Genomic DNA, 21,978 nt, shown 5'->3' with positions numbered 1-21,978 from the left:
CGGCGGCGCGATGAGCGGAGGAAAGGTGCACGGGCGGCAACGGGCCGACGACGTACTGAGGATGTACCGGCTGGCCCGGACCGGTGGCTCGCGCGAACTCCTGCGCTGGGTGTCCGGCCGGGCCGAGGGCTGGGCCGGGCTGCTCGACGCGGACGGCGGCATCCTGCACGGCGCGACCAGGGCCACGGTCGGCGCCGACGCGGGGACATCCGTCCGACACGGCACGGGAACAGGAACCGGTACAGGAGCCCGGAGCGAGACGGGAACGGGGCCAGGAGCCCGGAACGGAACGGGAACAGGCACGGGGACAGGAACACGAACGGCGTCGGCGGCCCGGACGGCAACGGGCACCGGCACCGCGGACGCCGACGCCGCCATACGGGCCGGCGCGGCCACCGGAACCCCCACCACCGGGAGCGCCGCATGGGCCGTCGAGGCCGCCGCCCTGGCTGCCGACGGTGCCAAGGAGCTGGCGTCGCTCGGCGCGCGCTCCTTCTCCTTCGACAGGGGGCCGCACACGGTGCTGCTGTTCCCCCTGGACGGCCCGCCCGACACCGCCGCCCCGCTCCTGGCCGTCGTCGCCCCGCGCCCGCTGCCGGAAGGGCTGGCCACGCTGGTCTCCGACGTCGCCGTACCGCTCGCCATGTGCTGGGCGGCGGAGACCGTGGAGCGCACGCGCCGCCGCGTCGATCTGGCGGAGTCGCGCAATCGGGAAGCGGTACTGCACCTGCTCATGACCGGCCAGCTGTCCATCGCGCATCAGGTCGCGGGGGCGCTGAAGCCCGAACTGCCCGACCCGGTACTGGTCTGCGTCGTGGAATGCCCCGTGGGCCGTCGGGACGAGGTGGCCAGGGTCTGCGCGGAGATCTCCGGCGGCAGGTCCTGGATCGTGCGGTGCCCGGTGTACGCGCGTCATCTGATCCTGGTCGTACCGGCCGGTCCGGACGCGGCCGACCCGCCGGTCGGACGCCGCGTCGCCGACGTGGTGGACGAGTGCGTCGTCGGGGCGAGCGAGGACGTACCGCTGTCCGACACGGCGACCGGATACCGCCAGGCGTTCCACGCCCTGGCCGTGGCCCGCGGACTGCCCACCCGGCACGCTCGGTTCGGTTCCGCGCCGGAGGCGGCCCTGGTCGTCGGTGCGGCCGGTGCGCAGTGGGCGGATGCGCTCCTGAACCCGCTGCTCACCCATGTGCCGAGGCGCAGCCACGACCCGGGCAGTCAGGAACTGACGGCGACGCTCTCCTCCTGGCTCGCCTTCTCCTCGCACGCCACCCAGCATCTGAAGATCCACCGCAACACCCTCGCGGCGCGACTGCGGCTGATCGGCGAACTGCTCGACCTCGACCTGAACCGGCTCGCCGACCAGGCCGCCCTCGACCTCGCCCTGCGCATCCGCGCCACGCCCACGGCGCCCCGCACACCCGCCCCGCCCCGAACGCCCACCACACCCCGGACACCTCAGACACCCCAAGCACCCCTCGCGCGCCGACTGGATGCCCTGGACAACCTCCTGAGCGGACCGGCCGTCCGGGAATGGGCTGTGCACCAGTTGCGTCCGCTCGCCGAGGCGGGCATCTCCCGGAGCACCTCCGATCCGCGCACCACCCTCCGCGTCTGGCTGGACTGCGAGGCCCAGCTTGCGGGCACTGCTGCCGAGTTGGGCATATCGGTACCGGGTGCGCGCAAGCGCCTCACGCGCCTCGAATCAGTACTCCAGCGCTCGTTGCTCCAGGCACCGAGCGCCCGTTACGACCTGTGGCTGGCCTTCCGTGCCCTGGAGATCGCGGAAGAACCCGGCGAGCCCTTCTGAGCGCGCGTGCCGTTCCCGGGCACACGTCGGGGGCGTGCCCGGTCGAACCGGACACGCCCCCGACGTGATGCCGATGTCGCCGGTCCGCAGATCAGCAGGCCGACAGCTCAGCAGGTCAGCAGGTCAGCAACTCAGGTTGTTGCCCGGGGTGGTGCCGAGGATCTGCGTGAACGCCTTGTAGCGGTCGATACGGCTCTGGACCTGGGCCGGGTTGCCTCCGTTGCACTCCAGGGATCCATTGATGGAACGGATGGTCTCACCGAATCCGGCACCGTTCACCATGGCCTGATGGGCGGTCATGGTCCCGGGCCCGTTCTGGGTGTTCCAGTACCAGAGGCCGGTCTTCCAGGCGACCGAGGCGTCCTGCTCGACCAGGTACGGGTTGCGCAGCAGGTCGATGCCGAGGGCATCACCGGCGGCCTTGTAGTTGAAGTTCCAGCTGAGCTGGATCGGGCCCCGCCCGTAGTACGCGGCCTGACCGGCCGGGCAGCCGTAGGGCTGGCTGCTGTCGCAGTAGTGGGGGTAGTTCGACGTGTTCTGCTCGACCACATACACCAGGCCGCCCGTCTCGTGGCTGACGTTGGCGAGGAACGCCGCCGCCTCCTGACGCTTGACGGTGTCGCTGCCGGTGTTCGCGAAGGCCGGGTAGGCGCTCAGCGCGGCGGTGAGCCCGTTGTACGTGTAGAAGGGGTTCCGGTTCGGGAACATCTGGTTGAACTGCGCCTCGCTCACGACGAAGCCCGACGGATTGCCCGGGTCGGTCCCGCCGCCTCCGCCGCAACTGCCTTGGTCGGCCCAGACGTCGGAGCTGCCGGGAGTTTCGTTCTGGGTCCACCACTTGGCGGTCCAGTTGTGCCCGTTGTGGGAGACCGTTCCGCCACCGGTGTAGACGGACGAGGAGTTCCAGGGTGCCGCGCAGTCCGCCGCCGCGGCGGCGGTGGTGGCCGGGAGGGCCACGACCATGGCGGCGACCGCGCCCAGCGCGGCAAGCAGGCCCATGACGCGTCTGATCACGTGATCACTCCTTCGGTGCGGCGCACCGAAGCTGGACGGTGCGCCGCCATGGGGGGGTGACGGCCACTCAAGCGCCGCTGGTCCAGACCTGTCAAGGTCTGGACCAGCCTCGGAAATACTTCCGAACACCCTCCTCCGGACCTGGTTCACGGGCCACCGGCACGGCCGCACCGCCCTCAACAGGGGAAAGACCAGCGGGACTTGATCGGGGTCCATGGCCGGAAAGGCATGACGGAGGCTCCACTTCCGTCCAAATACGGAACGCCCGGCCCCGGTTTCGCGAAAGGCACGACCGTCACACCTCACGCGCCCATCACGCCCCGCGCGCACCGCCATACCCCACGCGGACCGCCATACCCCACGCGACCGTAGCCGCCTCACGCGCAGAACGCGGCCGTCATCAGCAGGACAGTCCGGAGCCCGGCGCCGTACCGAGGATCCCGGTGATCCGCTCGTACGCGGCGACCCGCGCCGCCACCGATTCGGGGTTGCCACCGCCGCACTCCAGGGCTCCGTTCAACGAGCGGATCGTCTCACCGAAGCCCGCACCGCCGACCATGGCGTCGTGCGAGGTCATGGTGCCTGGGCCGTTCTGGGTGTTCCAGTACCACAGAGCGGTCAGCCAGGCGACGGCCGGATCCTGCTCGACCAGCCAGGGGTTGTGGAGCAGGTCGACGCCGAGTGCGTCGCCCGCGGTCTTGTAGTTGAAGTTCCAGCTGAACATGATCGGGCCGCGGCCGTAGTACGCGGTCCGACCGGCCGGGCAGCCGTAAGGCAGGCTGTAGTCGCACTTGCGCCAGTAGTTGGCCTCGTTGATCTCCTTCACGTACCGCAGCCCGACCGACTCGAAGTCGGCGTGGGTCAGGAACGCCGCGGCCTCCCGGGCACGTGTGACGGGCGTTCCGGTGTTCGCGAAGCGCGGGTAGGCGTGCAGGGCGTCGATCAGACCCTGGTACGTGTAGAAGGGATTCCGGTCCGGGAAGATCCGGTCGAACTGCTCCTCGCTGACGACGAAGTCGGAGACCCCGCCCGTGCAGGCACCCTGATCGGCCCAGACAGTGGTGGAGCCCGGATTCTCGTTCCGGGTCCACCACTTGGCCGTCCAGTTGCGCCCGTGGTGCGAAACGACGCCACCCACCGCGTACGAGGTCGCAGAACTCCACACCGGCGCGCAGGCAGCCTCGGCAACGGATGCGGCCGCGGATCCCGACGTGGGTGCGGGCACGAACTCGGCAACGGGTGCGGGTGCGTTCGCAGATGCCGATGCGGTCGTGGGGAGGAGCACCGCCGTCGCGGCGGCGACGCCCAGTACGGCCAGAAGGCTCTTGATGCGGTTCAGCGCTTCACACTCCTTCGGCGGGGCGCGCCGAACGCGTCGGCGAACCGTCTGCACGTCCCCGCCACTCAAGTCCTGCCGCCCTGAACCTGTCAAGGTCTAGACCAAAAGGCCCGATGCGCGAGGGCCGGATCCGCCACGGCACAAGCAGTCCGCGGCCCCGGTCGCCTCGTACGCATCAGGACATCGACCCGTACGCATCAAGACGACGACCTCTACGCATCAGGGCACGGTCCAGCCAGGAAACAGCGGACGAACGTCGGTCGACGAGCCCGTCCCATCCCTCTCACCCACCGTCCGGCGCTCGTACGGTGATTCCGGCGCCGCACACAGGTACGCATGAACCGGCTGGCGCACCTGTCCGCACCGGACGCCCCGGACCGGAAGCGACCGATCGGAGACACCGCACACCGGACCCGCACCGCCGCGGGCGTACGGGAACTGGCCGATCGCGGCGCGAAGAGCAAAGCCTCCGGCTCGCCGGCGCTGGTCGTCCTCTCCGACGGCCCCAAACCGGACGGCTCCCGCAGCTCCGCGAGAACAGGCGGTACGGGCACGTACCCGTTCCGGGAGATCGAGTACGCCTACACCTACGGCCAACCGCCCGCCGACTCCCTGGCGTCCAGCTTCCTGAACTACATGGGCCGGGGCAACGGCCAGGACGTGATCCGCACCCACGGACACCTGCCGTGCGCGACCCCGAAGGGGCTGCTCATCTGCGGCGAGGACTGAACGGCCGCTGACAGCACCGACGCGCCGGGCCGGCCGGGCCCGAAGACAGGCCCCGGACGGTCCGGAACGACCCCGGCCCCGGCCCCGGACGGTCCGGAACGACCTCGGCCCCGGAACGGGCCCGAAGGCGCGCGCGAGGGCCGGAACGAACCGTTCCGGCCCTCGCCGCGCCCGTGGCTTCCCTCGGAAATCCCTGTGGCAGGGCTTCCCGCGCCGGGGGCTACAGGAAGGGGTTGATCTCGATCGTCTCGGTGCGGCCGGGGCCGACGCCGATCGCGGAGATCGGTGCGCCGGACATGTCCTCCAGCGCCTTCACGTACGCCTGCGCGTTCTTCGGCAGGTCGGAGAAGGTCTTGGCCTTCGTGATGTCCTCCGACCAGCCCGGCAGCATCTCGTAGACCGGCTTCGCGTGGTGGAAGTCGGTCTGGCTGTACGGAAGCTCCTCGACGCGCTTGCCGTCGATCTCGTACGCGACACACACCGGGATCTGCTCCCAGCCGGTCAGCACGTCCAGCTTGGTGAGGAAGAAGTCGGTGAGGCCGTTGACCCGGGTCGCGTACCGCGCGATCACGGCGTCGAACCAGCCGCAGCGACGGTCGCGGCCGGTGGTGACGCCGCGCTCGCCGCCGATCCGGCGCAGCGCCTCGCCGTCCTCGTCGAACAGCTCCGTCGGGAACGGGCCCGCGCCGACGCGCGTGGTGTACGCCTTGAGGATGCCGATGACCCGGCTGATCTTCGTCGGGCCCACGCCCGCACCGGTGCAGGCACCGCCCGCCGTCGGGTTCGACGAGGTGACGAAGGGGTACGTGCCGTGGTCGACATCGAGCAGCGTGCCCTGACCGCCCTCGAACAGGACGACCTTGCCCTCGTCGATGGCGTTGTTCAGGACCAGCGTCGTGTCCGCGATGTACGGCTTGATCTGCTCCGCGTACTGGAGCATCTCCTCGACGATCTTGCCGGACTCGATGGCGCGCCGGTTGAAGACCTTGGCGAGGAGCTGGTTCTTCTGCTCCAGGGCCGCCTCGACCTTCTGCTCCAGGATCGACTCGTCGTAGAGGTCCTGGACGCGGATGCCCACCCGGTTGATCTTGTCGGCGTACGTCGGGCCGATACCGCGTCCGGTCGTGCCGATCCGGCGCTTGCCGAGGAACCGTTCCGTCACCTTGTCGATCGTGACGTTGTACGGGGTGATCAAATGGGCATTGCCGCTGATCAGGAGCTTGGACGTGTCCACGCCGCGCTCGTTCAGCCCACTCAGCTCGGAAAGCAGGACCGCCGGATCGACGACGACACCGTTCCCGATGACCGGGGTGCACCCCGGCGAAAGGATTCCGGAGGGGAGGAGATGGAGTGCGTATTTCTGGTCACCGACGACCACCGTGTGGCCGGCGTTGTTGCCGCCCTGATAACGCACCACGTAGTCAACGGACCCACCGAGCAGGTCGGTGGCCTTTCCCTTGCCCTCGTCACCCCACTGAGCACCGAGCAGCACAAGTGCGGGCACAGGCGTACACCCCTTCCGGGCGGGGCATGTCCAAGGTCAGGGGGCGTACATGAACGTCGTACACGCCGTACGACGATGTACGGCACGGCCTGAACCGTCGAACCGGGTGCCCCGGAATAGACGAAGCCCCTGGCGCAATAGCGAAAGGGGCTCTTGCACCAAGATGCTACCCGAGGAAGGACCGAGGTGTCGGCTGCCCAGCCCCCCGGCGACGGTGCGCACCAGCTGCTGGTGGTCATCGATCCGGTGGCCCGCCGGACCGACGGCGAGTCCGTTCGCATCGCGAAGGACGTGCTCAGCGCCGGTTCGCATGCCAAGATCTGCCTGCCCGAAGGGCCCGAGGAATTCGCACGGGCCTTGTCCCGCAGGGGTGTTCGACGCCCGGTGGTGGTCGGCGACGACCTCGCGCTGCGGCGGGCGGTGGCCCTGTTGCACCGGGAACGGGACCCGGCCGACAAGTCGCTCGCGCTGATCCCCGTCGGCTCCGCCGACGCGCTGGAACTCGCACACTCGCTCGGCGTGCCGCGGGGTGCGGTGGCGGCGGCGCGCACCGCCCTGGACGGGGCCGTGCGCAGGCTCGACCTGCTGATCGACGACAGCGACGGCCTGGTGCTGGGTGCTCTGCACATCCCGGCCCACCCGACCCACCCGACCCACCCCGCTCATCAGGCCCATCAGACCCACCAGGCCCACCAGGCCCACCTGCTGGATCGCACCCCGGACCGGGCCCCGGGCCATGCCACGGGCCGTGGGGCGCCGCCGGACGCGGCGACCGCCCCCACCGGGGCCACGGCCGTGTGGGACACCTGCCGCTCACTGGTCCGCGCCCTCGTGCGCCCGACCCCGTCGAAGCCCCCGGACCCGCCCCGCACGCACCGGCTGCGGGTCGAGGCGGACGGCGTACTGCTGAACGACCTGGACCGCCCGGTCGAGTCCGTGACGGTGACCTCGTGCGGCGGCGACGACGGCCTCGCCGAGGTGGTGATACGTCCTTCGGAGGCGGACCCGGTCACGGCGGAGGCGAAGGCGGTCACGGTCTCGGGCGCGGACTTCCGCTACCGCGCGGACACCCAGGTCGGCGGCCCGGTCCGGACGCGTACGTGGACGGTGCGGGCAGGGGCCTGGGGACTGATGCTGCCGGCCGAGGCAGGGGCGTCGGCCGGGGGATAGCCCCCGGGGAGGCAGTGCTCCCGGCGCCCGGGCGCCGGGAGCGAAGGCCGAAGCTCCCGGTCGTCGGGCGCCCGGCCGTCAGGCGCCCCGGTGGCCAGAGCCCCGGCTCTCGTCGGCGGTCGGCAGGTCGAGCGTCTTGCGGTGCTGGCGCCAGCGGTCCATCATCCCGGCCACCTCCGCCTGCACGAACTCGAAGAACGCCGCCGTCTCGGCGAGCCTGGCCCCGGCAGGGGTGTGCTCCCCCAGGGTGCGGGCACCTTCCTTCAGGGTGTTCTCCCAGCGGGTGAGCACCCGGTCACGGTTGGCGAAGGTGGTGTACCAGAGCTCGTCGTGGAGGCGGTAGCGATCCCGCCGCGAGCCCGGCTCGCGCTCGCGGCCGACCATGCTGACCTGCGTGAGGTAGTTGATCGCGCCGGACACCGCAGCGGGGCTGATCTGCAGTGCCAGGGCGAGCTCGGCGGACGTCATCGACCCGTCGTCGTCCGCGAGGAGCGCGGCGAAGACGCGGGACGCCATCCGCTGCATCCCCGCCTCCGTCATGTCTGACGCGAACCGCTCCACGAACCGCGAGACGGCATCCGCGTCCCGCTCGGTCCGCGCGCCCTGTTCGGTTTCGCTGGTCATCGCCCGATCGTCTCCCCTGTTTCCTCGGCCCCCACCGCTTCTCCGGCCTCGCCGTGACTCCAACTTTATACGCTTCCTTAACTTCACAAATTTGTGAAAATAGCGTACGTTCAGAACATGAAGCAGGCAATCAGGGTGGCCGGGCTGTGCAAGTCGTTCGGCCGGACGCGCGCGCTGGACGGCCTCGACCTCGCGGTCGAGGCCGGTGAGGTTCACGGCTTCCTCGGGCCCAACGGCTCCGGGAAGTCCACCACCATCCGGGTACTGCTCGGACTGTTGCGAGCCGACTCCGGCACCGCTCGGCTGCTCGGCCGCGATCCATGGGGCGACGCGGTCGAGCTCCACCGGAGGGTGGCGTACGTCCCGGGCGACGTCACGCTGTGGCGCAATCTGTCGGGCGGCGAGGTGATCGATCTCTACGGGCGGCTGCGCGGCGGCCTCGACCGGACCAGACGCGCCGAGCTGGTCGAGCGCTTCGAACTCGACCCGACGAAGAAGGGGCGCACGTATTCCAAGGGCAACCGGCAGAAGGTCGCCCTCGTCGCCGCCTTCGCCTCCGACGTGGATCTGTTGATCCTCGACGAGCCGACCAGTGGCCTCGATCCGCTGATGGAGGAGGTCTTTCAGGACTGTGTCGCCGAGGAACGCGCGCGCGGGCGCACGATCCTGCTGTCCAGCCACATCCTCAGCGAAGTGGAGACGCTCTGCGACCGGGTCAGCATCATCCGTCAGGGCCGGACGGTCGAGACCGGTTCGCTGGCCGGCATGCGACATCTCACCCGTACGAACATCACCGCCGAGCTGACCGGCCCACCCGACGGGCTCGCACGCCTTCCCGGCGTCCATGACCTCCGGGTGCAGGGCCTTCGCGTGACGCTCCAGGTCGACACGGACAAGCTGGACGCGGTGCTCAGGAGGCTCTCCGCATCGGGCATCCGGACCCTGACGAGCACGCCGCCCACGCTGGACGAGCTCTTCCTCCGCCACTACACGACGGACACGGCGGGCGCGGCCGACCTGGCGGACACGGCAGCTGCGACGAAAACAGCAGACACGACGAATACGGCGGGCGGAACGGACGGCGGGGCGGAGAGCCGGGCGAAGAACGGCGCAGATGGACCGACCGTCGCGGACGGTGCGCGTGGGCCGGACGGCGCGGGTGGGCCGGAGGGCGGCGAGGGCGTGGGGGTGACGGTGCGGTGACTGCCGTGACCATGACCGCGCCGACCGGTGCCGGGCCCCGGACCGGCTCAGTGGCCCGGCAGTTCGCGGGCACCGGGGCGCTGCTGCGGCTCGCGTTGCGGCGCGACCGGATCATGCTGCCGATCTGGGTGCTCGTGCTCGGCGGCTCCTTCTCCCTCGTCGCCAACTCCTTCGCCTCGCTGTACGACACCGCCGCCGATCGGGCCGAGCTTGCCGCATCGATGAACGGCAACAGTTCCCTCAGGGCTCTGTACGGACCGGTCTTCGCCGACTCCGTCGGCGGTCTCGTCAGCTGGCGGATGGTCTGCTTCGGCGGGGCGCTGGCCGCCGTGATGAGCCTGATCGTCGTCGTGCGGCACACCCGTGAGGAAGAGGAGACCGGGCGTCAGGAAATGCTGTCCTCCGCGATGGTGGGGCGCCGCGCCCCACTGACAGCCGCGCTGCTCACCGCGTTGATCGCCAACGCCGCGCTGGCGCTGGTCGTCGCGGTCGGCATGGCCGGCTCCGGGGCGGGCGGGTCCGGCGCGGTGGCGCTCGCCGCGGCGGTCGCCGGGACGGGCGCGCTGTTCGCCTGCACGGCGGCGATGGCAGCTCAGTTCACCGAGAGCGCGCGGCTCGCCAAGGGGCTCACGGCAGCGGTGATCGGTGCCGCGTTCGTCCTGAAGGCGGCGGGCGATGCGGCGACGGGCGACGGTTCGTCGGTCCTGACCTGGCTCTCCCCCCTCGGCTGGGCAGAGAACGTGCGGGCATACGCAGGGACACGCTGGTGGGTGCTGCTCGTCATGGCGGCCGCGATCACGGTCCAGGCCGTTCTGGCCTACGCCCTGGCTGGGCGGCGCGACGTCGGCATGAGCTTCCTGGCGACCCGGCCCGGGCCGGCGCGGGGGCGGATATCGTCCGCCTCCGGGCTCGCGCTGCGGCTCCAGCGGGGAGCGCTGATCGGCTGGACGCTGTCGTTCGCCGCGGTCGGGGTCGTTTTCGGTGGGCTGACCGACGGGGCGGCGGACCTGGTCGGCGACAACCCGAAGACGCGGGAGATCTTCGAGCGGATGGGCGGTCAGTCCGGTCTGACCGACGCCTTCCTCGCGGCGATGGTCTCCATGCTCGGCATGGTCGCCGCGCTGTACATCGTGGCGTCGGTGCTGCGGCTGCACGGCGAGGAGACGGCCGGGCGCGCCGAACCGGTGCTGGCGTGCGGGGTGGGCCGACTGCGATGGGCGGCGGGGCATCTGGTGGTCGCGTTCGGCGGGGCGGCCCTGATCATGGTGGTGGGCGGAGTCGGCCTGGCCGCCGGGTACGGCCACGGCCTCCCGGCCGTGCTGGGGGCGTCACTGGTCCAGTTGCCCGCGATCTGGCTGCTGGGCGGCGTCACGGTCCTGCTGTACGGGGCGCTCCCGAAGGCCGCGGTGGCCTCCTGGGGCGTGGCCGGAACATGCCTGGCGCTCGGGTGGATCGGGCCCGCGCTGGATCTGCCCCGCCCGATGATGGACCTGTCGCCGTTCACTCACCTGCCGAAGCTGCCGGGAGGCACCGGGATGGAGTGGGGCCCCGTGCTCGCGCTAACGGCGATAGCGGTGGCGCTGGTGGGCGCCGGGGCGGTGGCGCTGCGACGACGCGACGTCCTGACCTGATGGCGCGGCAAGGATGAAGAGGCAGTGAGGTGTGGAGGCGAAGAGACGAGGAGCAAAGAGAGAAGCGGTGACGCAGTGGCACGGTGATGTGGGTGGGGCCCGGGTGCAACCGTCCTACGGCCCGCCCGCGTCACTCCGGTCATGGAGAACCGGGGCGAAGCCGTGCGCGGAATCGTCGGCTGCCTCGCAGCCACCGTCGGTGGAGTGGTCGGCCTGCTTGCCTGGGCCCCGTACGGCCGACACGGCATCTTCGGCGGCTTCGAGGGGGAGTCGGAATGGAACGTGCTCTGGCTCGGGCTCCCCGTCATGGTGCTCGGCGGCATCACGGCCGGGATCGCTCTCTTCGCCCTCCTGCGGGGAGAGTGGCGGTCGGCCCTCGGGGCGGCGGCGCTCCTCGCGGGACTCGCGGCCTTCGGGCTGGCCTTCGACGTGCTGGCCGGCCCACCGCTCTGCGGACCCGGATGCTGACCAGAAGCTGACAGAGCCGGAGCCGCCGTGTCCGATCTCCACCAACCCAGACCGCCGGCCTCAGGGCCGTTGATCTCAGGGCCGGGTGTCGATCCGACTGGCGAGGCCGGGAAACCGGGCCACGGAATCCGGACCGGCGAATCCGGACCGAGGAATTCAGGCCCGCGTATCCGTGCCGTGAGACAGGATCCGGGAAACCGGGCCGGGCACAGGGGCCAGGGAGCCGAGACCTGGGCACAGGGGCCAGGGAGCCGGGACCAGGGCACAGGGGCCGGGAGCCGGGAGCCGGGAGCCGGGACCAGGGCACAGGGGCCAGGGAGCCGGGACCGGGTTCCCGGGACCGGCGCGTGTACCCTGTCGCCCTTCGCTCCGGTCACAGCTCGACGCGGAGTTCCTTCAGTCCCCTGATCACGTAACCCGGGTTCCATTCCGGCTCGGCCACCAGCCGGAGGCCCGGGGCGCGGCGCAGCAACTCGCCGAAGGAAGCGGCGAGTTCGACCCGGGCAAGCGGGGCGCCCAGACAGAAGTGGATGCCCGCGCCGAAGGTGACATGCGGATTCTCGCGTCGGCTCAGGTCCAGGGCGTCCGGAGCCTCGAAGCGGGCGGGATCACGGTTGGCGGAGCCGAAGAGCAGGGCCACCTCGGAGCCGCGCGGGACGACCGTGCCGTCGATCTCGATGTCGTCGAGTACCCAGCGCTCGAACATCTGGAGCGGAGTGTCGTACCGCATCAGCTCCTCGATCGCCGTCGGCAGCAGCCCGTGGTCGGCACGCAGGGCTGCAAGCTGTTCGGGGTGGCGCAGCAGCGTCCACCAGCCGTTCACCGTGGTGTTGACGGTCGCCTCGTGTCCGGCGTTGAGAAGCAGTACGCAGGTGGAGATCATCTCCTGTTCGCTCAGCCGCTCCCCCTCGTCGTGGGCGGCGATGAGCGCGGAGATCAGATCCGTACCCGGGTTCTTGCGCCGCTCCGCGATCAGCTCGCGCAGGTACGCGGAGAAGTCGAGCGAGGCGCGCACGGCGGCACGGGCGGTCTCCTCGGACGGGTTCAGCTCGAACATCCCGCAGATCGCCGCCGACCAGGGGCGCAACGGGCCGCGGTCGGACTCCGGGATGCCGAGCATCTCGGCTATGACCGCCACGGGCAGCGGTTCGGCGACCGCCGTGAGCAGATCGCCGCCGCCCGCCTCGACGAACGAGTCGACCAGCTCGGCGGCGAGCCGCCGTACCGTCGGGACGAGCCGCTCGACCGTGCGCGGGGTGAACGCCTTGGAGACCAGGCGCCGGATCCGGGTGTGGTCGGGCGCCTCCAGGTCGAGGAGGCCCTGCCCGTTGAGGGTATGGAAGGGCTCGTGCTCGGCAGGCGGCGGGGTCCGGCCGAACTCCTCGTGGGTGAAGCGGTGCAGGTACGTCCGGCCCAGGCGGCGATCGCGCAGCAGCGCGGACACATCGGCGTGGTGTGGGACGAGCCACTGGTCGCTTGGCTCGAAGTAGTGCACCCGTCCGGCCGCCCGCAGCGCGGTATAGGCCGGGTACGGATCGGCGACGAACGCCGGTGACCACGGGTCGAAGGACGCGTGGGAGCCGGAGGGCTCGGACGATCTGAAGGGAACATCGGCCGCGGAACGGGAAGACGGGCTCATACAGGGACGCTATCCGGCCAGGCCGCCGCCGACCAGTCCCGTGCCCGGCCGGGCCTCTCGGCCCCCGGCCGTGGCCGGGGGCCGGCTCAGGACGGCGTGACCAGCCTGGCCTCGTACGCGAAGACGGCGGCCTGTGTACGGTCGCGCAGCCCCAGCTTCACCAGGATGCGGCTGACATGGGTCTTGATGGTGGACTCGGCGACGACCAGGTGCGAGGCGATCTCCGCGTTCGACCTGCCCTGGGCGATGAGGACGAGCACCTCCGTCTCGCGTTCCGTGAGGTCCCCGACCCGGGCGAGCGCGGGCGGACGCGGGGCCTCGGCGAGCTTGGCGAACTCGTTGATCAGCCGCTTGGTGACGGTCGGGGCGAGCAGGGCCTCACCGGCGGCCACCACCCGTACGCCGTCGGCCAGTTGTCGGGCGGAGGCGTCCTTGAGGAGGAAGCCGGACGCCCCGGCTCGCAGTGCCTGGTAGACGTACTCGTCCAGGTCGAACGTGGTCAGCACCAACACCTTGGCGTCCGCGTCGGCGGCGACGATCTCGCGGGTGGCCTCGATGCCGTTGAGTTCCGGCATCCGGATGTCCATCAGCACCACGTCGGGGCGCAGCGCCGCGACCTTCGCGATGGCCTGGCGACCGTCGACCGCCTCGCCGACGACCTCGATTCCCGGCATGGCGTTGAGCAGGACCGAGAATCCCTCGCGGACCATCATCTGGTCGTCCACGATCAGCACCCTGATGGGCGGGTCGCCGGGGAGCGAGCCGGAGCCGGAAGGAGAGGCGGAAGCGAAGGCCGAGGTCATGCCTGTCCCACCCGGCCCGCCTGTTCCGCCCGTTCGGCCCGCTCACCCTGCTTGCCCTCTTCGTCCCGGTGTGCCGCGTCCACAGCGCTCACAGCCTTCACCCGGTCCACCTCGTTCCCCTCCGCCGTTCGCTTCGCCCGCGTCTCGCGGGTCGCTTCGGTAGCCGCCGTCCCCTGCTTCACCGGCATCACCAGGGTGGTCTCGTTCATGTCGCGCGCCGTGCTCGGTTCGGGGTCGAGTGCCACGGGGATGAACGCGGCGATCTCGTAGCCGCCCTCCTCTGTTTCCCCGGCCGTCATCGTGCCATTCAGCATCGTGACCCGCTCCCGCATCCCCGTGATCCCGTGGCCGGCGCCCGGCGAGGGCTTCACCGGGGCGGTCGGCGGCCCGTTCACGACACGCAGCCCCAGCCCGCCGAGCACGTAACCGATCTCCACCTTGGCGGTCGCGCCCGGTGCGTGCCGCAGCGTGTTGCTGAGTGCCTCCTGAATGATCCGGTACGCCGAGAGTTCGACGCCCTGCGGCAGTTCACGTATCGCGCCGGTGACCGTCTTCTCGGTCTCCAGCCCCGCCTCGCGCACATTGGCGAGGAGCCCGTCGAGCTGGGCGAGGGTGGGCTGGGGAGCGTCCGGCACCTGCTGGTCGTCGGCCCGTACGACGCCGAGGACCCGACGCAGCTCGGTGAGGGCGGAGACCGCGTTCTCGCGGATCGTGACGAACGCCTGCTCCAGCTCGGGCGGCGGGTTCTCCACCCGGTACGGAGCGGCCTCGGCCTGGATCGCGACGACCGACATGTGGTGGGCGACCACGTCGTGCAGTTCCCGGGCGATGGTGGTGCGCTCCTCCAGCAGGGTGCGCCGGTCGCGTTCGACGGCGGTCACCGTGCGCTGCACCGTGACCTCGCGCTCCGCGTCGCGACGGATCTGCACCACGGCGACCAGCAGCAGTGCGAACGCGGAGGCGAAGGCGAGGGGCCCGTTGGTCCCCGTGGAGTGCCAGCCTCCGAGGCTTTCCAACAGGGCGCCGTACAGCGCGGTGATCCCCCACATCCAGGCGGCGGTACGGGGCCGGGTCCGGGCCGCGACCACCACCAGCACCACCAGGTGCGAGAGGAGCGTGCTCGGCGTCCACGGCCAGCCGTCGCTGCCGAAGATCGCCGCGAACGGGGCGAGTGCCAGCGACGCCCAGAACGCACCGACCGGCCGGACCAGCGTCATCAGCACCGTGGCCGCGGGAAGGAGCACGGTCACGACGCCCCCGACCAGGAAACGCAGACCCGAGGAATCCCCCGAGGCCAGGCCCATGACTGCCACGAAGAACGCGGTCACACCGACCAGGGCGTGAGGCGTCCAGGCGGCCCGCGCACGCATCCGGCCCGGCAGCCTGCCGGTCAGCAGCCCGTCCGTCCGCATCCGTTCCAGCGGACGATAGGCGAAGGCGTCGCTGAAGAGATCCTGTCGCAGTCCGCCCAACGCCCTGGCGGCCAGCCTGAACTCGGGGCTTCTGGTTTTGGTCTCGGTCACGCTTCCACGGTAGGCGCCGGTACGGCCCGGGACGTCAGCAGTGATGCGGATCCTGCGCCGTCCATCGCAAGTACTACGGAGCGGTGTCATGGAGCCCGTTCATCGCCGAGAGAATCGACTACGGAACCCGTTCCCGGGCGATGCGCGCGCGAGCGGGTGCGGCACCGGCCGACAGCACGGCACCGGCTGGTGGCGCTGGACCAGCCGGTCGTACGGACCGGCCGGTCGTACGGAACCGTCTTGGTCGTCCGGGACCGGCCGGTGGCGCGTGGCGGAAGGTGGTGCCTAGTGCCGTGACCGGCAACGTTTGCCCCGTCGCACCGTCCGGCACGCACTCCCCCAAGGCCTCAAGGGCCAGGGGGGACCCCCTTCGGCGTTGGCCGAGACCCCACGAAGCACCGGACGACGCTCCTTCCGGGCAAACCTTGCCGGTCACGGCACTAGTGCTTCTCCGTCGCAGGAACGTTTCCACCGCGGAAACGTCTCCGCCACGGAAACGTATCCGCCTCGGATCACCAGGCCAGTTGCGCGAGTTCCTCCGCCACCACCGCGCACGCGTCGCTCGCCGGGTCGATCAGCGGGAAGTGGCCGACCTCGGGCAGCAGAGTCAGCCCCACCGTCTCCCCGGCCCGCGCCGCCGCGTCGACGAACGCCTCAGCGACGGGTTGCGGCACATCGCGATCGGTGGTGCCCTGCACCACGACCGTCGCGATGCCGGTGGGCAGCAGCACGGCCGGGTCGGCGTGACGGGAGCGTTCCTCGAACTCCTCCTCGCGGCCGAGGAACTGACCGACCGCCCCCGAGCACACGTCGAGCTCGACGGCCCTGGTGAAGTCCGCGATCGGTGCGAGGGCCACGACACCCCGCAACGGGGGCGGCGCGGGCAGCCGCCACGGCGACCCCTCGGGCAGCACGTGCCGTGCGGCGGCCCACAGGGCGAGGTGCCCGCCCGCCGAATGCCCGGTGAGAACGATCCTCCGTACGTCGGCCTCCGGGAGTTCCCGGGCCAGCAGGGCCGGCAGCGCGTCCATCGCCGCGGCGACGTCGTCGAACGTCTCGGGCCAGCGGCCCGCGACCGGCCCGTCCCCTCGCTGCTGCGGGATCTCGCCACCGCGCCGGTACTCGACACTGGCCACGGCGAACCCGCGCCGCGCGAGGAAGTCCGCGAACGGCGACACGTGCCGACGGTCGTACGGCGCCCGCCAGGCGCCACCGTGCAGGACGACCACCACCGGCGCCCCGGGCCGGCCGTCCCTCGGGGCATAGAAGTCGATCAGCTGGTCGGGGTGGTTCCCGTAGGCGGCGGACGCGTCGGGGGCGACCGGTGGATGAGAGAAGGCCGATTCGGTCTCGGCTGCGTCCCGATCACGCGCGGCAGAATCCGACATGCTGCTCCAACCCGTCCTGTCCGTCTCGTCCGTTGGGCCCGACTGCCCGGGAGTCGATGGCGTGTACTCGACGGTCCGCCAGTCCAACTGGCCTGACCTGCGGGGACGGTACCAGTACCGACGGTTCCCGTCCCCGCCGCCGGATCAGGACAACGCCAGGCCGGTCCCGGGTACTCGGTACCCAGTGCCCCTCCCGGCGCCAGTGCCGCTCACGGCACTAGGCCCTGTCGTCGGGCTGCCGCCCGTCGAGTACTTCGCCCAGCACCCGCGCCGCCCGCTCGACGTCCGCGAACCCCACGTACAGCGGGGTGAATCCGAACCGCAGCACGTCGGGACGCCGCAGGTCACCGACGACGCCCCGCTCGATGAGGGCGTCCATGACCGCCTCCGCGTCCTCGCACCGCAGCGCGACCTGGCTGCCGCGCTCCGCGTGCGCGACCGGGGTGAGGGAGGTGACCCTGCCCTCGGGGACGTACGCGGCGACGCACTCCAGGAAGAAGTCCGTCAGCGCCAGGGACTTGGCCCGTACCGCCTCGATCGACACCCCGTCCCACACGTCCAGCGACGCCTCCAGCGCGAGCATGGAGAGGATGTCGGGGGTGCCGACGCGGCCCCGTACGGCGCCGTCCGCCGGAACGAACCCGGGCGTCATCCCGAACGGGTCGGCGTGCGACGTCCACCCGGGCAGGGGCGAGTCGAAGTCCGCCTGATGGCGCTCGGCGACGTACAGATAGGCGGGCGAACCGGGGCCGCCGTTCAGGTACTTGTACGTGCAGCCGACCGCCAGGTCCACGCCGTGCGCGTCGAGCCCCACCGGCAGGGCGCCCGCGCTGTGGCACAGGTCCCAGACGGCGACGGCGCCCGCGGCGTGCACGGCGTCGGTGAGCCCGGCCAGGTCATGGAGCCTGCCGGTGCGGTAGTCGACGTGGTTGAGCAGGACGGCCGCGGTACGGGGACCGAGGGCGTCCGGCACCTCGGCGGGGGCGGTCGGGACGAGCCGGTGGCCGGTCATCCGGGCCGCGGACGCCGCGATGTACCCGTCCGTGGGGAACGTCGTCGCGTCGACGAGGATCTCGTCACGCCCCTCGGGCGCCAGCCGGGTCGCGGCGACGAGGGCCTTGAAGACGTTCACGCTGGTGGAGTCGCCGACGACGATCTGTCCGGCGGCGGCGCCGACGAGCGGGGCGATGCGGTCGCCGATCCGCTCGGGCGCGGTCCACCAGCCGCTCTCGTCCCAGGACCGGATGCGCAGCTCCCCCCATTCACGGGTGAGCACCTCCTGGAGCCGGCCGGGCACATGGGCGGGCAGCGCACCGAGCGAGTTGCCGTCCAGGTAGACGGTGTCGTCGAGCGCGAACAGTTCGCGTCGGCCGGCCAGCCGGTCTGCGGCGTCGAGCCCGGCGGCCCGCGCGCCGAGCTCCTCGGTCGCCGAGGCGCTGACGTCGGACGCGGGGGCGTGCCCGGCACGGACCCCGGATTCCGGGGCGTGCCCGGTGAAGGTCTCAGACATGGCTGCGCGCACTCCACAACTCGGGGAAGACGTTCTTCGTAGCCCGCTTCTCCAGCCAGGCGACCCCGGCGGAACCACCGGTACCGGTCTTCGAGCCCATCGCGCGCCGGGTGGCGACGAGGTGGTCGTTGCGCCAGCGCCACACCAGTTCGCCGACGTCGGTGAGCGCCTCACCGAGCCGGACCAGCTCGTCGTTCTGGTCGGGATTGGCGTAGATCTCCGCCCAGACGGCCTCGACCTCGGCCGACGGCTCGTACTTCTGCGTCAGGTCACGTCCGAGCACGGACTGCGGTACGGCGTGGCCGCGCCGGGCGAGCAGCGCGAGCGTCTCGTCGTACAGGCTCGGTTCGGCCAGCGCCTTCTCCAGCTCGGCGTGGACGCGGGGCGCACCCCGGTGCGGCACCAGCATGGACGCGGACTTGTCGCCGAGCAGAAACTCCATCCGCCGGTACATCGCCGACTGGAAACCGGAACCCTCGCCGAGGGCGCCCCGGTAGGAGTTGAACTGGGCGGGGGTGAGCTGGGCGAGCGGCGTCCAGGAGGCATTGAGCGCCTCCAGTTCGCGCACGGACCGCTTCAGCGCATCGCGCGCGACGGTCAGCCGGTCCTCGCGCAGGGCGTGCGCGGCGGTCTCCCACTCGTGCACGATGACGGTGAACCACAACTCCATGACCTGGGTGGTGACCAGGAAGACCATCTCGCCCGGGTCGTCGGAGAGAGGGTGCTGGAGGTGGGTCAGGACATCCGCCTGGACGTAGTCCTCGTACGGAGTCGTTCCCGCGAAGTCGAGATGCGGGGTCTCCGCACCGGTGGCTTCGGGGTCGGGGTGAATCGTCGACATTGCTGTCTCCTCGACACGAGCTTCCGGGTAGCGGTCCGCCCCTTCCGTGAGGTGGTGGAGCTCCGGTCCCCTGTCGGCATCCTAAACGGAGGCCGGGAGAGCACGCAGACCCCGCGGACGTGGGTGCCACCCCACCGTCCGCGGGGCCCGGAATGCCGAGTGCGTGAGGGTACGCATGGACGCATCGGGTACGCGTACGTACGCACGCGCTCACGCGCGTACGCGGCACACATCACCCGCGCAGGTACGCCGCGCGGGTGCCCTCGGCCGGGCGGCCCCGGGCACCCCGGCCGAGGGGCTCGGGTGCCTCAGCCGAGGGTCTCGGCGGCGGTCGGCGAGGAGTCCCGCAGGAACGTCGTGCAGCGCTCGTACTCCTCCTGCTCACCGATCGCCCCGGCAGCGCGTGCCAGCGCGTGCAGGGCACGCAGGAAGCCGCGGTTCGGCTCGTGCTCGAACGGCACCGGGCCGTGGCCCTTCCATCCGGCCCGGCGCAGTGCGTCGAGGCCGCGGTGGTAGCCGGTGCGGGCGTAGGCGTACGACTCGACGACGCGACCGCCCTCGAACGCCTCGTCGGCGAGCTGCGCCCAGGCCAGGGAGGAGGTCGGGTACTTCGCGGCGACATCTGCGGGGGCCGCGCCGCTCGCGAGCAGTTCGCGCGGCTCGGGGTCGTCCGGCAGATGGGTCGGGGGCGGTCCCCCGAGCAGGTTCTCGTGGATCGACATGCGTTCAAGTGTGCCTGGCGCATGCGCGCCGGGGGTACCCGGGCGCACGGCGATGGGGCGGTTCACGCCGGTGCGTGCGGGCACTCCCCGTTGCGGGGGTTCACGTCGAGTGCCGTCCGGCGCCTCCCGCGTCCCCCGGCCCTCCCGCTCCTTTGCCGCGAGCGGACTCGTCACGCGCCGGCTGCTCACGCGCGGGTTCCCCGTGCACAGGCTGCACAGGCTCCTCGTGTGCGGACTCGTCATGTGCGGACTCCTCGCGCGCGGGTTCCAGGGGCGGGGCGACGACGCCGCAGTGCACCGCGCACTCGGGCCGCACTCGCCCCTTTGGCCGCACCCTTCCCCGGCCCTTCCGCCACCCCGTCCAGTCCTTCCACCAACCCACCCTCCGGCCCTGCGGTTCGCCTTTCCCCTCCGCCTCCCTCTCCGCTGCCGGTACCGGCGGGTTCCGTACGGCCGCCCAGGCGATCAGCGAGCCCAGCACGAGCAGCCCGGCGCACATCGGCATGGCCCGCCGGAACGTCACCGCGAACTCCTCGGCATTCCGGTACGCCTCCGGCCCCATCCCGGCGAGCAGCGGCAGCGCGGCGACCGCGATCAGCCCGGCGGCGCGGGCGGCAGCGTTGTTGATCCCGCTGGCGAGACCGGCCCGTGCGGTGTCCACCGAGGCCAGGACGGTCGCGGTGAGCGGTGCCACGAGGGTGACCATTCCGGCGCCGAGCACGGCGACGGCCGGGAGAACGTCCGTGAGGTAGGCGGAGACGGAGTGCGCCCCGGGCCGGACCCGCAGCATCAGCAGCATCCCGGTGGCGGCGACCAGGGGGCCCACACCCAGTGGGATACGGGGGCCGATGCGCTGCCCCAGCTCGCCCGAGGAGGCGGAGAAGATCAGCATCAGCAGGGTCATGGGCAGCAGGGCCGTGCCCGCGCCGAGGGCCGAGTACCCGGCCACGACCTGGAGCTGGATCGCGGAGAGGAAGAAGAAACCGCCCAGCGCCGCGTACACGCAGAGGGTGATGACGTTGACGACGGTGAACTGCCGCGAAGCGAACACGGAGGGCGGCAGCATCGGGTTCCGCCGTCGTCGTTCCACGCGTACGAACACGGCCCCGAGGGCGACCCCGGCGACGGCCGTCCCGAGCACCACGCCGGACACGCCCCGGCCGGGGGCCTCGATCAGCGCGTAGGTCACCAGGGCCAGGGCGAGCGCGGCGAGCACGGCGCCCAGGACGTCGAAGCGCCCGTGGGCATGCGGGTCGCGCGATTCCGGTACGTGGCGCAGCGCCACCGGAACGCAGATCGCGGCGAGCGGCACGTTGAGGAGGAACACCCATCGCCAACCCGGCCCGTCGACGAGCCAGCCGCCGACGAACGGCCCGACGGCGGCCCCGATCCCGCCGAACCCCGACCACAGCCCGACCGCACGGGCCCGGTCGTCGGGGTGGAAGCTCGCCTGGATCAGCGCCAGCGAACCGGGGGTGAGAAGTGCCCCGCCGATGCCCTGGAGTGCACGGGCGCTGATCAGGACGACGGCGTTCGGCGCGACCCCGCACATCACGGAGGCGGCGGCGAACCAGACGATTCCGACGACGAAGACCCTGCGCCGCCCGAACCGGTCGCCGAGGGCACCGCCGAGGAGGATCAGCCCGGCGAGGGTCAGCATGTAGGCGTTGACGGTCCATTGCAGGGCGGCCAGGTCGGTGCCGAGGTCCTTGCCGATGCGGGGCAGGGCGACGTTGATGACGGTGGAGTCCAGCAGGGCCATGCTGGAGCCGAGCACGGTGGTGAGGACGACCCACCGCCCCGCAGGAGAGGCGACGCGGATGGCTCCCGTCTCTGCGTCAGGCATATGAGCAGCATCCCCGCTCGGGACCGCAGCAGCCATCGGAGCGAACCCATCCGTACGCATTCAAGACGCACCCGTACGCATTCAAGCGATCCGCCCGTGCCCATGCACACCGACGGACGGAACCACCCCGGAGAACTCCAGAAGCCACGAGGAGCCGGGCCCCTGGCCCGCAAAGCCTCCGGGCCCCTGGAACCGCGCCGGAACTCCGGAA

At 71.4% G+C, this 21,978-nt stretch carries 17 protein-coding genes and 1 pseudogene; 6 read left to right on the top strand and 12 right to left on the bottom strand.

Annotated elements, in window-relative coordinates:
* The first annotated feature begins 10 nt into the window (after positions 1–10).
* A complete protein-coding gene (locus tag ACFYY6_RS29295) occupies positions 11–1,813 on the top strand; it encodes a helix-turn-helix domain-containing protein (protein ID WP_389196459.1) in 1,803 nt (600 codons plus the stop codon).
* A 123-nt stretch (positions 1,814–1,936) separates the two neighbouring features.
* On the opposite strand, the gene ACFYY6_RS29290 is transcribed toward ACFYY6_RS29295, so the two are convergent.
* Positions 1,937–2,827, bottom strand: a complete 891-nt coding sequence (locus ACFYY6_RS29290) for a glycoside hydrolase family 19 protein (RefSeq protein WP_351521161.1) — start codon at positions 2,825–2,827, stop codon at positions 1,937–1,939.
* Positions 2,828–3,227: 400 nt separating this feature from the next.
* Complete coding sequence (locus ACFYY6_RS29285) at positions 3,228–4,166, bottom strand: glycoside hydrolase family 19 protein (protein WP_389196488.1); 939 nt, start codon at positions 4,164–4,166, stop codon at positions 3,228–3,230.
* Between the two features lie 543 nt (positions 4,167–4,709).
* Between ACFYY6_RS29285 and ACFYY6_RS29280 the strand changes: the two are divergent.
* A pseudogene (locus tag ACFYY6_RS29280) lies at positions 4,710–4,895 on the top strand (phosphate ABC transporter substrate-binding protein); the annotation flags it as partial.
* Positions 4,896–5,115: 220 nt separating this feature from the next.
* Here ACFYY6_RS29280 and ACFYY6_RS29275 read toward each other — a convergent pair.
* The gene (locus ACFYY6_RS29275; protein ID WP_351521163.1) at positions 5,116–6,399 is read right to left on the bottom strand and encodes an adenylosuccinate synthase; all 1,284 of its coding nucleotides are present in this window, start codon (positions 6,397–6,399) and stop codon (positions 5,116–5,118) included.
* A 186-nt stretch (positions 6,400–6,585) separates the two neighbouring features.
* Here ACFYY6_RS29275 and ACFYY6_RS29270 point away from each other — a divergent pair, with 186 nt between their 5' ends.
* A complete protein-coding gene (locus ACFYY6_RS29270) occupies positions 6,586–7,569 on the top strand; it encodes a diacylglycerol kinase family protein (protein WP_351521164.1) in 984 nt (327 codons plus the stop codon).
* A gap of 78 nt (positions 7,570–7,647) precedes the next feature.
* Here the strand turns inward: ACFYY6_RS29270 and ACFYY6_RS29265 are convergent, their stop codons facing one another.
* Positions 7,648–8,193, bottom strand: coding sequence for a MarR family transcriptional regulator (locus ACFYY6_RS29265; RefSeq protein ID WP_351521165.1), 546 nt, complete (start codon positions 8,191–8,193; stop codon positions 7,648–7,650).
* Positions 8,194–8,310: 117 nt separating this feature from the next.
* On the opposite strand from ACFYY6_RS29265, the gene ACFYY6_RS29260 reads away from it, so the two are divergent.
* The 3 genes from ACFYY6_RS29260 to ACFYY6_RS29250 all read left to right on the top strand — a co-directional run bounded on the left by ACFYY6_RS29260 (position 8,311) and on the right by ACFYY6_RS29250 (position 11,495).
* Positions 8,311–9,396 (top strand): ABC transporter ATP-binding protein, encoded by a 1,086-nt coding sequence (locus ACFYY6_RS29260; protein WP_351521166.1) that lies wholly within the window; start codon positions 8,311–8,313, stop codon positions 9,394–9,396.
* 11 nt (positions 9,397–9,407) lie between these two features.
* On the top strand, positions 9,408–11,027 hold the full coding sequence (locus ACFYY6_RS29255) for an ABC transporter permease (protein WP_351521204.1): 1,620 nt from the start codon (positions 9,408–9,410) through the stop codon (positions 11,025–11,027).
* 141 nt (positions 11,028–11,168) lie between these two features.
* Positions 11,169–11,495, top strand: coding sequence for a hypothetical protein (locus ACFYY6_RS29250; protein ID WP_386609501.1), 327 nt, complete (start codon positions 11,169–11,171; stop codon positions 11,493–11,495).
* A gap of 373 nt (positions 11,496–11,868) precedes the next feature.
* Here ACFYY6_RS29250 and ACFYY6_RS29245 read toward each other — a convergent pair whose 3' ends face one another.
* From ACFYY6_RS29245 to ACFYY6_RS29210, 8 genes are all read right to left on the bottom strand, one after another.
* A complete protein-coding gene (locus tag ACFYY6_RS29245) occupies positions 11,869–13,134 on the bottom strand; it encodes a cytochrome P450 (protein ID WP_351521170.1) in 1,266 nt (421 codons plus the stop codon).
* Positions 13,135–13,220: 86 nt separating this feature from the next.
* Positions 13,221–13,937, bottom strand: a complete 717-nt coding sequence (locus ACFYY6_RS29240; RefSeq protein ID WP_351521172.1) for a response regulator transcription factor — start codon at positions 13,935–13,937, stop codon at positions 13,221–13,223.
* On the bottom strand, positions 13,934–15,460 hold the full coding sequence (locus ACFYY6_RS29235; RefSeq protein WP_351521174.1) for a histidine kinase: 1,527 nt from the start codon (positions 15,458–15,460) through the stop codon (positions 13,934–13,936). Before ACFYY6_RS29235 ends, ACFYY6_RS29240 begins: the two co-directional genes overlap by 4 nt.
* A gap of 512 nt (positions 15,461–15,972) precedes the next feature.
* Positions 15,973–16,848: an alpha/beta hydrolase gene (locus tag ACFYY6_RS29230; RefSeq protein WP_351632478.1), complete on the bottom strand. Its 876-nt coding sequence runs from the start codon at positions 16,846–16,848 to the stop codon at positions 15,973–15,975.
* A gap of 217 nt (positions 16,849–17,065) precedes the next feature.
* Complete coding sequence (gene kynU / locus ACFYY6_RS29225; protein ID WP_389196456.1) at positions 17,066–18,358, bottom strand: kynureninase; 1,293 nt, start codon at positions 18,356–18,358, stop codon at positions 17,066–17,068.
* On the bottom strand, positions 18,351–19,199 hold the full coding sequence (locus tag ACFYY6_RS29220) for a tryptophan 2,3-dioxygenase family protein (protein WP_351521180.1): 849 nt from the start codon (positions 19,197–19,199) through the stop codon (positions 18,351–18,353). Before ACFYY6_RS29220 ends, kynU begins: the two co-directional genes overlap by 8 nt.
* Positions 19,200–19,507: 308 nt before the next feature.
* Entirely contained in the window at positions 19,508–19,921 is a 414-nt protein-coding gene (locus tag ACFYY6_RS29215) for a DUF3151 domain-containing protein (RefSeq protein WP_073788317.1), read from the bottom strand.
* A gap of 100 nt (positions 19,922–20,021) precedes the next feature.
* Positions 20,022–21,767: an MFS transporter gene (locus ACFYY6_RS29210; RefSeq protein WP_389196454.1), complete on the bottom strand. Its 1,746-nt coding sequence runs from the start codon at positions 21,765–21,767 to the stop codon at positions 20,022–20,024.
* Positions 21,768–21,978 lie beyond the last annotated feature (211 nt).

The organism is Streptomyces sp. NPDC001750, from assembly GCF_042892615.1.
In the GTDB taxonomy this organism is placed as follows: Bacteria; Actinomycetota; Actinomycetes; order Streptomycetales; family Streptomycetaceae; genus Streptomyces.
Note: the sequence above shows the minus strand (reverse complement) of the source record. Positions and strands in the feature narration are given on the sequence as shown.

Coding starts and splice junctions, on each gene's coding strand:
- ACFYY6_RS29295 (WP_389196459.1), top strand. CDS start 11: ATGAGCGGAGGAAAGGTGCACGGGCGGCAACGGGCCGACGACGTACTG.
- ACFYY6_RS29265 (WP_351521165.1), bottom strand. CDS start 8,193: ATGACCAGCGAAACCGAACAGGGCGCGCGGACCGAGCGGGACGCGGAT.
- ACFYY6_RS29260 (WP_351521166.1), top strand. CDS start 8,311: ATGAAGCAGGCAATCAGGGTGGCCGGGCTGTGCAAGTCGTTCGGCCGG.
- ACFYY6_RS29255 (WP_351521204.1), top strand. CDS start 9,408: ATGACCGCGCCGACCGGTGCCGGGCCCCGGACCGGCTCAGTGGCCCGG.
- ACFYY6_RS29250 (WP_386609501.1), top strand. CDS start 11,169: ATGGAGAACCGGGGCGAAGCCGTGCGCGGAATCGTCGGCTGCCTCGCA.
- ACFYY6_RS29245 (WP_351521170.1), bottom strand. CDS start 13,134: ATGAGCCCGTCTTCCCGTTCCGCGGCCGATGTTCCCTTCAGATCGTCC.
- ACFYY6_RS29240 (WP_351521172.1), bottom strand. CDS start 13,937: ATGACCTCGGCCTTCGCTTCCGCCTCTCCTTCCGGCTCCGGCTCGCTC.
- ACFYY6_RS29230 (WP_351632478.1), bottom strand. CDS start 16,848: ATGTCGGATTCTGCCGCGCGTGATCGGGACGCAGCCGAGACCGAATCG.
- kynU (WP_389196456.1), bottom strand. CDS start 18,358: ATGTCTGAGACCTTCACCGGGCACGCCCCGGAATCCGGGGTCCGTGCC.
- ACFYY6_RS29220 (WP_351521180.1), bottom strand. CDS start 19,199: ATGTCGACGATTCACCCCGACCCCGAAGCCACCGGTGCGGAGACCCCG.
- ACFYY6_RS29215 (WP_073788317.1), bottom strand. CDS start 19,921: ATGTCGATCCACGAGAACCTGCTCGGGGGACCGCCCCCGACCCATCTG.
- ACFYY6_RS29210 (WP_389196454.1), bottom strand. CDS start 21,767: ATGCCTGACGCAGAGACGGGAGCCATCCGCGTCGCCTCTCCTGCGGGG.